Annotated in this window: 8 protein-coding genes; 3 read left to right on the top strand and 5 right to left on the bottom strand. The window is 56.6% G+C overall.

Annotation, left to right across the window (positions count from 1 at the left end; all coding sequences use genetic code 11):
• Positions 1-79 precede the first annotated feature (79 nt).
• Positions 80-805 carry a 4'-phosphopantetheinyl transferase family protein gene (locus ALO80_RS28240; protein WP_055011357.1) on the top strand — a complete coding sequence of 242 codons (726 nt, stop codon included), beginning with the start codon at positions 80-82 and terminating at the stop codon, positions 803-805.
• On the opposite strand, the gene fhuF is transcribed toward ALO80_RS28240, so the two are convergent.
• From fhuF to ALO80_RS28225, 3 genes are read right to left on the bottom strand one after another with little or no spacing between them, the layout of a single operon-like run.
• Positions 806-1552: a siderophore-iron reductase FhuF gene (gene fhuF / locus ALO80_RS28235; RefSeq protein WP_055011356.1), complete on the bottom strand. Its 747-nt coding sequence runs from the start codon at positions 1550-1552 to the stop codon at positions 806-808.
• Entirely contained in the window at positions 1510-3120 is a 1611-nt protein-coding gene (locus tag ALO80_RS28230; RefSeq protein ID WP_055011355.1) for an ATP-binding protein, read from the bottom strand. The genes fhuF and ALO80_RS28230 overlap by 43 nt, the downstream gene beginning before the upstream one ends.
• Before the next feature lie 4 nt (positions 3121-3124).
• Positions 3125-3868: a response regulator gene (locus ALO80_RS28225; protein WP_083493443.1), complete on the bottom strand. Its 744-nt coding sequence runs from the start codon at positions 3866-3868 to the stop codon at positions 3125-3127.
• A gap of 709 nt (positions 3869-4577) precedes the next feature.
• Here ALO80_RS28225 and ALO80_RS28220 point away from each other — a divergent pair.
• Entirely contained in the window at positions 4578-7490 is a 2913-nt protein-coding gene (locus ALO80_RS28220) for a ribonucleoside-diphosphate reductase subunit alpha (RefSeq protein ID WP_055011353.1), read from the top strand.
• A gap of 264 nt (positions 7491-7754) precedes the next feature.
• Entirely contained in the window at positions 7755-9002 is a 1248-nt protein-coding gene (locus tag ALO80_RS28215) for a ribonucleotide-diphosphate reductase subunit beta (protein WP_055011352.1), read from the top strand.
• Positions 9003-9113: 111 nt separating this feature from the next.
• Here the strand turns inward: ALO80_RS28215 and ALO80_RS28210 are convergent, their stop codons facing one another.
• Together ALO80_RS28210 and ALO80_RS28205 are read right to left on the bottom strand one after the other, a co-directional pair.
• Positions 9114-10904, bottom strand: a complete 1791-nt coding sequence (locus ALO80_RS28210) for a hypothetical protein (protein WP_055011351.1) — start codon at positions 10902-10904, stop codon at positions 9114-9116.
• A 115-nt stretch (positions 10905-11019) separates the two neighbouring features.
• Positions 11020-12324 carry an McrC family protein gene (locus ALO80_RS28205; RefSeq protein ID WP_055011350.1) on the bottom strand — a complete coding sequence of 435 codons (1305 nt, stop codon included), beginning with the start codon at positions 12322-12324 and terminating at the stop codon, positions 11020-11022.

Raw genomic sequence — 12324 nt, 5'->3', positions numbered from 1 at the left:
GCGTCGCACGATAGTTGATGAGGGCGCGGATGTTACCAGTGCCCTTCCCTCAAACCCGTTCCCCCGGCAAAATGCCGCCATGACTCAATTAGCCGATCTTCCCGCCTGTTGCCCCGAACTCGTCCAGCACTGGCCGTTACCGCATGCACTGCCGGGTGTGGTGCTGGTCAGTGGGCGTTTTGATCCGCACAAGCTGGTTGAGGGTGATTTTCAGCGCTGTGCGGTGCAAACGCCTGCGAGCATTCAGCGTTCTGTCGCCAAGCGCCAGGCTGAATTTCTCGCCGGTCGGCTCTGCGCTCGCAAAGCCCTGCGCCAGCTGGACGGGCGCCAACACACCCCGTCTCTGGGCGAAGACCGTGCGCCGGTATGGCCGACTGATGTCTGCGGGTCGATTACCCACAGCACCGGCTGGGCCGCCGCTGTGGTTGCGCACAAGCCACAATGGCGCGGGCTGGGGCTGGACACGGAGAACCTGCTGAGCCATGACCGCGCCTCGCGGCTGGCCGGGGAAATCCTGACGGCTGCCGAGCTGGCCGACATGGCAGCAGGCCCGCAGGATCAGGTGGCGTTACGTGTGACCCTGACCTTTTCGATCAAGGAGGCGCTGTTCAAGGCGCTCTACCCTATCGTGCAAAAGCGCTTCTACTTTGAAGATGCACAACTGCTGGGATGGTCCGCCGATGGCAGCGCCCGGCTACAGCTGCTGATCGACCTGTCCCGCGAATGGCATGCAGGCAAGAAACTCGACGGTCAGTTCAGTGTGCTGGGCGATCATCTGCTCAGCCTGATCGCCGTCGAAGGCTGATCAGCCGGGCAGCGGACAATGCTCGCACCGCCCGACCCACTCGACTCGATGACTCAGGCAGCACACACGTCGCTGCCTGCGCGGTTCGCCGCCCTGCGCCTTTGGGATATAACGCACTGCCTGAAACAGAGGATTGGCGCGTCCATCCGGTCTTTTTCTCTCGCTTAACAGCGCCAGCCCTGCGGCCAGTGGTACATCGCTGCAAGCGGCCAATTGAACAAGGCCCTTTTCCAGATAATCCCCGGCGCTGACCCACAACACCCTGTCGGCCAGCCCGCCATAAGCGCTCAATGCAGCAATAAACGGCTGCAGGTTGTGATCGAGCAACCCGGCAAACCGCTGAAACGGTTCCACCGGACTGTCTCGCCAGACCTCTCCCTGTTCCGTCAGCCTGACGCCGGTCGGCACGCCACGCTCATCCAGCGCCAGTGCTACCTGATCAAGCCGTAGCGGCCAATGCCAACCATGCACCAGGCTGCCAACCAGTACCGGAGGAATCAGTTGCATGAAATAAAACTTGGCCCACTGTGACACCAGCACCGGCAGTTGAGCGGGCATCAGTTGTGGCCCGTAAAGCGTCAGCAGCAATTGATCGAGGCGCTCGCGGCGCAGCAGATCGGGCAACGCCACGACCGGGCGTGGATCATCTACGGCCAGCAGCGTCTGCCCGAAGCGCTCGAACGGGCCACTGAACAGTTGCGCACTCAACGCGGCACCTGCGTACGCGGCCAGGACAGGCTGAAACACGCACCGCCCAGGCTCTCGCTGCGCCCGATCAGCGCGCGGCCTTCATGCCAATGGATAATCCGCCGCACAATCGACAGGCCCAGCCCGTGCCCACCCGAGGCTCGGGTGCGGCTGTCATCGATGCGCATGAACGGCGTGAAGATCTGCTCCCATGCGTCTTCCGGAACGCCGGGGCCGTCGTCGTCCACGTCGATACGGCACTGCTGCGCGTCCAGCCGGTAGCTGATACGCACCTCGTTCTCTGCGTGGCGCAGTGCATTGCTGACGAGGTTCTGCACCGCCCGGTGCAAGTATCGGGGCTCGGCCTCGACCCAGGCAGCCTCATCCTCTTCAGCGGCCAGGCATTCGCCCCGCGACACCCGCACATCGGCGCGCAAGGGTGCGAGCTCGGCGATTACCTGATCGATCAGCGCCTGCAGATCGACACGCTGGAAATTCAGGGTCGGCGCGCCTTGCTCCAGGCGCGCGTACGTGAGCATTTCATCGACCAGCTTGTCGAGGTCCTGAATATCGCTGTCCATACCGCGCATGTACTTGAGCCGCGCCTCGGGGGTGGTGGCGTCGCTGACCATCTCCAGACCGAAACGCAGGCGCGCCACCGGCGTGCGCAGCTCGTGAGACACCGCACGCACCAGTTCGCGCTGGATCATCAACGAACGCTGCAGGTTCTCGGCCATGCTGTTAAAGGCTGCCGCCACCCGCCCTACCGAGTCGGAACCCTCGGTGGGCACTCGGGTTTGCAGGCTGCCCTGAGCAATCTGCGTCGCGGCGGCCTCCAGCTCCAGCACCCGCCGTTCCAGACGGCGTACCAGCAAATACACCACCAGACCGATCAGGCACAGGCCCATAAAGGCAATCAACAGCAGCCAATGCAGTGGATAAGGGTTCATCTGGTACAGCGGACCGATCTCCAGCACCCAGTTGGTGTCGACAATCCCGGCCAGCACGCGGATCGAATCACCGCCCTTGCCCAGCGCCATCACCGTATCGCCTTCATAAATGCGGCGGCGCTGGTCATCGTCCAGATCGGCCTGATCCAGCGCCAGCAGATGCAGGTCGAAACCGAACCCTTTGTCGATGCGCAGGGCTTGCAGGCGCGCCGGTTGCTCATCGACCGGAAAGCGCACCAGCTCATCGATCAGCAGGTAGATAGTCGCTCGCGCCAGTTGCTCGGTGATCTGCTGCACTTCGCCGGTCAGCAACAGCGGCTCTTTGTCGCTCAACTGACGATAAACCCTGGCGGCGTGTGGGCCGATCTGTTCAACCACCACCTGCCCGCGCGCCAGCCGACCGCGCGCGCCGCTGTCCAGCCGGGCCTGCTCGATACGTTGCAAACTCAGGGGAATGCCCAACAATCGCTCCCAGATCGCCAAAGCGCGGCGGCGTTCGATGTCGTCGAGCGACAGCAGGTTATCGGCCATCACTGTAAAAGTGCCGTGGGCCAGACGCTCACGGTATTGCTCGCCGCGTGACTGATTGAGCACATGCAGGGCCAGCACGCCGAGCAGCGCGACCAGCACCAGCACGCCGAGCATGCCGCCGTAGATTCGCAGGAAGATCGAGTTCATCAGGTCAGCCGCTGAACACGTTGCCGCTCATGTCCTGCGCGGCTTCGGGCACAAACAGATAGCCCTTGCTGCGCACGGTCTTGATCAGACGCGGGTGGATGGGGTCGTCACCGATTTTCGGACGGATACGCGAGATACGTACATCGATAGAGCGGTCCTGGCCGTCGTAACCCACACCGCGCAGCGCAGTGAAGATCTCTTCGCGGGACAGCGTGCGCCCGGCGTTGGCCACCAACAGCCACAGCAGATCGAACTCGGCACCGGTCAGCTCGATGCTCTGCTCGCACAACCAGGCCTCGCGCAGTGCGTTGTCCACCACCAGCGGCCCGAACACCAGACGCCGCAGTTCTGCAGCCGGGACCTGCGGCGCCTCGCTCCGGCGCAGCAAGACATGAATGCGCGCCAGCAGCACGCGGGGATGCACCGGTTTGCAGACGAAGTCGTCAGCCCCGGTATCGAGGCCCTGAATGTGATCGGTGTCATCGGTGCGCGCGGTGAGCATCAGAATCGGCCCGTCGTAACGGTCACGCGCCGTGCGGCAAATGCTGAAACCGTCCTCGCCGGGCAGCATCAAGTCGAGAATCACCAAGTCCGGCTGCTCATCGACGATCCGCGCCGCCGCCAGCGCGCCATTGCCCTCAATGCTCACGCGCAGGCCGTTGTTGTGCAGGTAATCGCTGGTCAGTTCGGCCAGTCGCTGGTCGTCCTCGACAATCAGCACGTGCCAGGTGTGTGGCTCCAAAGCAATCTCCCCTTGTTGTCATCGCCCCCTTGTTGTTCTGAAAAGCAGGGGTTGCGGCACCGCGTCGCAGGCCAGTGTAGCAACCGTCGGGCGCATCGCACGACACGGATCGCGGCATAGCACATCACATGCCAGACAGGCCTTGTCGCAGCGTTTTTTTGTGATAGGGTTCGCGCCCTCAAAAATCAGCCACGTGCCGCCCGCCCCTACGGAAATCAGTGACAAACGGTCACAATCCAGTAGTTATGCGGCCTACACGCATGGTGTGCGATTCATACACAAACTACACACACTTTATCCACAGGCGGTGCGTTGCAATTCATGTCCAAAACGCATTATCTTGTAGCCCGGCGACGAGACACACCCTACATGTGGGGTTTTTCGCAGAAACACCAGCACAACTCAAATGGGAAATTCAAGCATTTTTGTTGCGTCTGAGGGGTTGAACTTCAAGCCCGTTTAGGCACCCAAACCGCTCGCGCTTGAGCCAGAGCCATCCCGTACACGCTTTGCAACATCGAAGCGGCATTCTTCACCAGATTTTCAAAGGATCGGGCCCAGCCCGGTCCTTTTTGGCTTCAAAACCTGGAAGCGGCAGCACACCCCGCTTCCACCTTCGTTTTGGAGCCCTTGAGTCGCCTTTTGCGACTTACTGCTCGAAACGAAACGGTGGGCAGCAATGCCCGAACAAACTTAAAGGAACGTGGAGTCACACATGCAAACAGACACAACTCGCGAGAACTCGCCGACCGGCGCGCCGCAGGCAAGCCAGGCCCCACAGGATCTGTCTGCCACCGCTCCCGGTCAACTGCGCGTGATCAAGCGTAACGGCACTGTCGTTCCTTACACGGATGACAAGATCACCGTTGCCATCACCAAGGCGTTTCTTGCAGTTGAGGGCGGCAATGCTGCTGCCTCGTCGCGCATCCACGACACCGTTGCACGCCTGACCGAACAGGTCAGCGCCACATTCAAGCGTCGCATGCCTTCGGGCGGCACCATTCACATCGAAGAAATCCAGGATCAGGTCGAACTGGCGCTGATGCGTGCCGGCGAGCAGAAAGTGGCTCGCGACTACGTCATCTACCGTGATTCGCGCGCCAAGGAACGTGCCGTTCGTGCGCCCGAAGAGCAGGTTCAGGCTCACCCGTCCATCCGCATCACCCTCGCCGACGGCAGCTTTGCGCCACTGGACATGGGTCGTCTGAACACCATCGTTACCGAAGCGTGTGAAGGGCTGGCTGAAGTCGACGCCAACCTGATCCAGACCGAAACCCTGAAAAACCTCTACGACGGCGTGGCGCTGAAAGACGTCAATACCGCACTGGTCATGACCGCCCGTACCCTGGTCGAGCGCGAGCCGAACTACTCGTTCGTTACCGCCCGCCTGTTGATGGACACCCTGCGCGCCGAGGGCCTGGGCTTCCTCGGTGTCGCCGAAAGCGCCACCCACCACGAAATGGCCGAGCTGTACGCCAAGGCGCTGCCTGCCTACGTCGCCACCGGTATCAAGTTCGAACTGCTCAACCCTGTGCTGGCCGACTTCGACCTCGAAAAACTCGGCAAGGCGATCAACCATGAGCGTGATCAGCAGTTCACCTACCTGGGCCTGCAAACCCTGTACGACCGTTACTTCATCCACAAGGATGGCGTGCGCTTCGAACTGCCGCAGATCTTCTTCATGCGCGTGGCCATGGGCCTGGCAATCGAAGAGAAAGCCCGTGAAGACCGCGCTATCGAGTTCTACAACCTGCTGTCGTCGTTCGACTACATGTCGTCGACCCCGACACTGTTCAACGCCGGCACCCTGCGTCCACAGCTGTCCAGCTGCTACCTGACCACCGTGCCGGATGACCTGTCGGGCATCTACCACGCGATCCACGACAACGCCATGCTGTCCAAATTCGCAGGCGGCCTGGGCAACGACTGGACGCCGGTTCGTGCGCTGGGCTCGTACATCAAGGGCACCAACGGCAAATCGCAAGGCGTCGTGCCGTTCCTGAAAGTGGTCAACGACACCGCCGTTGCGGTCAACCAGGGCGGCAAGCGCAAGGGCGCTGTCTGTGCCTACCTGGAAACCTGGCACATGGACATCGAAGAGTTCATCGAGCTGCGCAAGAACACCGGTGATGACCGCCGTCGTACCCACGACATGAACACCGCCAACTGGATCCCTGATCTGTTCATGAAGCGCGTCTTCGACGACGGCCCGTGGACCCTGTTCTCGCCCTCCGAAGTGCCGGACCTGCACGACCTGACCGGCAAGGCCTTCCAGGAGCGTTACGAGTACTACGAAGCGCTGACCGAATACCCAGGCAAGATCAAACTGTTCAAAACCATCCAGGCCAAGGATCTGTGGCGCAAGATGCTCTCGATGCTGTTCGAAACCGGCCACCCTTGGCTGACCTTCAAGGACCCGTGCAACCTGCGCAGCCCGCAGCAGCACGTGGGCGTGGTTCACAGTTCGAACCTGTGCACCGAGATCACCCTGAACACCAACAAGGACGAGATCGCGGTCTGCAACCTGGGCTCGATCAACCTGCCGAACCACATCGTCAACGGCAAGCTGGACACCGACAAGCTCAAGCGCACCGTCGATGTAGCAGTGCGCATGCTCGATAACGTTATCGACATCAACTACTACTCCGTGCCGCAAGCCAGGAACTCCAACCTGCGCCACCGTCCGGTCGGCCTGGGCATCATGGGCTTCCAGGACGCGCTGTACCTGCAACACATTCCGTACGGTTCGGATGCTGCCGTGCAGTTCGCCGACACGTCCATGGAGGCGGTCAGCTACTACGCCATCCAGGCGTCCTGCGACCTGGCCGACGAGCGTGGTGCCTACGAGACGTTCCAGGGTTCGCTGTGGTCCAAAGGCATCCTGCCACTGGATTCGCAACAGATCCTGATCGAGCAACGTGGCGAGAAGTACATCGATGTCGACCTGAAGGAAACCCTGGACTGGGCACCGGTTCGCGCCCGTGTGCAGAAAGGTATCCGTAACTCGAACATCATGGCCATCGCACCGACCGCCACCATCGCCAACATCACTGGCGTGTCGCAGTCGATCGAACCGACCTACCAGAACCTGTACGTGAAATCGAACCTTTCAGGCGAATTCACCGTGATCAACCCGTACCTGGTTCGCGACCTGAAGGCCCGCGACCTGTGGGACTCGGTCATGATCAACGACCTGAAGTACTACGACGGTTCGGTGCAGCAGATCGAGCGCATCCCGCAAGAGCTCAAAGAGCTTTACGCGACTGCTTTCGAAGTGGACACCAAGTGGATCGTCGACGCGGCAAGCCGTCGTCAGAAGTGGATCGATCAGGCTCAGTCGCTGAACCTGTACATCGCTGGTGCCTCGGGCAAGAAGCTGGACGTGACCTACCGCATGGCCTGGTACCGTGGTCTGAAAACCACCTACTACCTCCGTGCCCTGGCCGCGACCAGCACCGAGAAATCCACCGTCAACACCGGCAAGCTCAACGCAGTATCGAGCGGCGGCCACGGCCCGGACGACTCGGCGATCACCGCCCCGCGCCCTACCGAAGCCGCACCTGCCGGCCCGGCCCCGGTGCCAAAGGCGTGCGCAATCGACGAGCCGGATTGTGAGGCTTGCCAGTAAGGCAACCCACCTCGCCCCCACAGGAGAAATACTCCCCTGTGGGGGCGAGGGGCCAAAAAGCCTGACGCTGTACCTGTAGGAGCGGACTTGTCCGCGAAGAGGCCGGCAAGGACACACATCCCCTTGCCACCCTCCTCCTCACCCAAAGGCCTCAAAAGCCAAAAATTCATGTTCCTTGCGCGCCACACCTTAAAGCAAGCAACACCCCCTCTAGATCCAACAGGCCAGTCCACCCGACTGACCCTCAAGCAGGAGAATTACACCATGCTGAGCTGGGACGAATTCGATAAAGAAGAAGGCGAAGTAGTCGCCAAAGCGACCAACGCCGGTCATGCCAACGAAGCCAACATGGACCGCCTCGACAGCGCCGGTGGCCTCGCAGCCCAGGAAGCCCGCGCTGTGACTGCCGCCGACTCCGCTGCCCTGATCCGCGCCAAGAAAGCGCTGGATGCACTGGACGTCGCTGAAGGCCTGGCCGAACTCGAAGGCGCCAGCGCCCGCGTCGCCGTTGACGAAAAAATGATGATCAACTGCCGCGCCGACCTCAACCAGCTCGTGCCTTTCAAGTACGACTGGGCCTGGCAGAAGTACCTGGACGGTTGCGCAAACCACTGGATGCCGCAAGAAGTCAACATGACCGCCGACATCGCCCTCTGGAAAAACCCGGAAGGCCTGACCGACGACGAGCGCCGCATCGTCATGCGCAACCTGGGCTTCTTCTCCACCGCCGACTCGCTGGTTGCCAACAACCTGGTGCTGGCCGTGTACCGCCTGATTACCAACCCGGAGTGCCGCCAGTACATCCTGCGCCAGGCCTTCGAAGAGGCGATCCACACCCACGCCTACCAGTACTGCATCGAATCGCTGGCCATGGATGAAGGCGAGATCTTCAACATGTACCACGAGATCCCGTCGGTCGCCAAAAAGGCAGCCTGGGGCCTGAAATACACCCGTTCGATCTCCGATCCGAAGTTCGAAACCGGCACCGTCGAAACCGACAAGGAACTGCTGCGCAACCTGATCGCCTACTACTGCGTACTGGAAGGCATCTTCTTCTACTGCGGCTTCACCCAGATCCTCTCCATGGGCCGCCGCAACAAAATGACCGGCGTCGCCGAGCAGTTCCAGTACATCCTGCGCGACGAGTCCATGCACCTGAACTTCGGCATCGACGTGATCAACCAGATCAAAATCGAAAACCCGCACCTGTGGGATGCCGAGATGAAAGAAGAAGCCACGCAGATGATCCTGCAAGGCACCCAGCTTGAAATCGAATACGCCCGCGACACCATGCCCCGCGGCGTACTCGGTATGAACGCTGCGATGATGGAAGACTATTTGAAATTCATCGCTAACCGCCGTCTGAGCCAGATTGGCTTGAAGGAAGAGTATCCAGGAACGACGAATCCGTTTCCTTGGATGAGCGAGATCATGGACTTGAAGAAAGAGAAGAATTTCTTTGAGACTCGGGTTATTGAGTATCAGACGGGTGGGGCGTTGAGCTGGGATTGATGGGTTGGGGTTTTGACTCGTTAATTTGAAGAGGCCAGGGAGCGAGAGTTCCTTGGCCTTTTTCAATTACAGAAATTAAACCTGATCGTAAACACCATTAGCTTTTACAGATTAATTTGGCACCAATCCAGCCTCCAAAATCTTTATTCGCTCCCGCAAAATATTGTTTTCCGTTTCAAGCATGCTGAGCGACTTTCTTTCAGAATTAATATATCGAGGAATATCAAAGACCAACTCTAATTCATCCTTGTAAGGCATAACGGGCTGATACAATTGATAGAAAGCCCTACCAACTGCACCGCGAAACAACTCGAGCGCTGGCCTATTAAGGCCGACCGAAAGAACGTGATCAGTAGCAATTCCCGGATAAGGATCGATGTAGATTATCTTCTTTATACCCAACTGATAAGCTTTTTTCGCACACAATTCACAAGGGCTAGCAGTTGTGAACAATATACCACCCGACACTTTCTGCCCGCCATGCTTCGATATTTGCAAGAAAGCATTTTCTTCCGCATGCAAAGATCGAGTGTGGACTTGATTTTTTTCACCCTCAATTTCATTTTGAACACTTTTAAAACAAAACGAAAGATTGCGACCTGCATCCTTCGCAATCAAAATTAGATCCTTGTATTTATATTCAATAGCGTTATGAAAACTTTTGTTATTTAATTCATAACTACTAAAATCTTCCGGATTAGCTCGAGCAAGAAGATCACTTGCGCTCCGAAGCAGGCAGGGCGTTTGGCCTTGGGGAGTGCTATTCCATCCTACTGATTTTATACCATAGCTCGCATCAGTCACTACAGCGCCAACCTGCCTAGAAATACAACCAGAACTATGCTTAGCCGAATAAGCTATTTGCATACAGTTTTCTGCTGAGGTTGGCATAACCAAACCAGGATGGATCATTAACGTGATATACCAAGCCAACTGGCTAACTAGATCGTTATGAGAAAACTCACTGACTTTAGAGTTATGTATATGAATATCAGAATTTTCAATACATTCCTGAATATTCTGAGCGACAAATCTTTGCGCCCCCGACAGTTTATTTGGATATTCCTTTTTATCTAGCGCACCTATCTGATCATCAGATAATTTTCGAAAAGTACGTAAACTGAGTAATCGCTGAGAGTCGTTAGTATTTATAGAGACCAGATAAAAGTTGGCATACCTACGTTTTAAATAAAAAGCTTCGTACGGATTTCTAATTGCATCAATTACTATTCGACACTGAACACCTAATGATCTAGCATTTGAGCGCGCCACTTTTATTATTAAATTGATATGCTTGGGGAAATTAAATATCTCCCCAGCATCAAACCTATTATCGTCCGCACAACCCGAAGACCTTATATTATCTCCCGTACGCTGATAAAGACTGGTGAACTCCGACTCCGAAACAATACCCCTTAAGAATTTTGTAACAATTGGAATATCATTAAAATAGAGAGAGTGCCATCCAGCTGCTGCCTCAGACTTAAAATCATTCCCATGCTTAATTCTATCTAGTGCAGCGTGTCTTACAGCAGAAAACTCACCAAAAAAAGCAAGTACAACTTTATTTAAATCCTCATCAGAAGCTAATACACTTTTCAAATAGACTTCCAATTTCTCCTGAGGAAGCACTAACAAATGAAACGTTATTAATGCGCTAACTTCCAGCTTATAAAATGGCGACCAGCTGGCAGCATCAATGTATTTTTTTATTATTTTGTGCTTCTTTAATTCATTTACGGAAAGCCCCTCATAACCATCAGAAGGAATATCAAAAGTAGGAGATGCCAATTTATCAGCAGCGGTAGTGCATCCAGATCCCGTTCGACCAGTGAGCCCAATAATTAGAAATTCTTTAGTTTCTTTGTAAATGGTCGAGACTGCTAATTTTTGAGAAGTCATTTACCGTCCTTGAGTTTTAATGAAATTTATCACTTCAATGAGTGCATATCGCAACCATCAGTATCTACCAGTACGTATCGCTTTCATATACCTATTTGGAATTTTTGCAACGCACTCAAATCGGATTCTGTACTAACGAGACATTTCGCTTGAGATTGATGCCTGCCAAGTCTATAGATACTTGCGTATAACCAAACTCAAGATCAAACGGCACCACCCACAACCGCAACCTCTCCGAGAACTCAAAAACCGGCAGCGCCTCCTGAAACGCCCCGCGCTTCGGATAGATCAGCACCAAATCCCCCTGCCCGCCCAGATACTTCTGCCCATACGCAAACAGCTGATAAAAATCAGCCTGGCTCAGGCCGTAATTTTTGCTCCCCATCTCGCTGTCGAGCCGCTTCCATTTAGTGTCCAGAACCCAGCTCTTCTCTCCCTGCGTAATCATCAGATCAGGCCGTAGCAGAAAAGCCTTCTTGTCCTCATGAGTACACAGATACTCACTGCTGCGCTGGGTATGCAGGGTCGCATCTGGCGGCAGCGAATCTTTCAGGCACGCAGCCACGTAGCGTTCAAACAGCTTCTCCATCGGGAACAGTAAGCTCATGCCCTGCCATTCACCCGCAATCGCCAGTGGCGTTTGCTGTTGGATGATGAGTTCACACCACGGCTTTACCGGCTGGTAGTGAGCCATCAGCCGGTCGTGACGCCACTGTTTGAAATCTTGAGTGGTGTCTCGGCTGTATGGGATCTCTAGCAATACTGAGCGCAGTTCGTGGGAGAGGCGCCAGTTACCGGGGTCTTGAGTAGTTTTACAAACGATGTCTAACGCTGTTTTGAGAAGGCGGTTCTCGGGCCGGTCGGGCAGGAATACGTCGTGACGAATTTGGAAGTGGTGCTGTCGGCCAGGAGGTTGACGCATCTGGCTGGCGGTGTTGAGTTGACCGCGTAGATACCGCTGTTCTTCTTCCACGCGCTGGTAGTCGAAGCGAAGGCCGCGTTTGATGAGGTGGTCGAGGGCTTCTAGAAAGCTGCTCATCACCCATTCAGTCAAAGGTGCATCGAAGCGCTGCAACGCGGTTGCACCGACTTTGCGCGTTGGCAGGTCCAGTGACTTCTGAATCATGCGCCTGAGTAGAGCACGGCTCTGCTGGATACAGTCACCTTGTTCGAAATGCTTGGGCAGGATTTCGATTCGCGTGCCGCAGGGTGTTTCGAGCGCACCAACGTAATTGTCGAGTTTCAGCCAGCGACGGCCTTCAACTTGCACCAGCGCTGCGCCGGCTTTGCTAAAACGTGAACTGGTTTCGCAGAGCCAGTCGAAAGCCGAGGGCGACACTTGGGCTACATCGAGCGTCGGGTTGGGAATATTGCCGGTCGTCAGTCGGGCATATTCTCGGACCGTAACGGTAGTTTTCAC

This window comes from Pseudomonas caricapapayae (genome assembly GCF_001400735.1).
Lineage (GTDB): Bacteria > Pseudomonadota > Gammaproteobacteria > Pseudomonadales > Pseudomonadaceae > Aquipseudomonas > Aquipseudomonas caricapapayae.
Note: the sequence above shows the minus strand (reverse complement) of the source record. Positions and strands in the feature narration are given on the sequence as shown.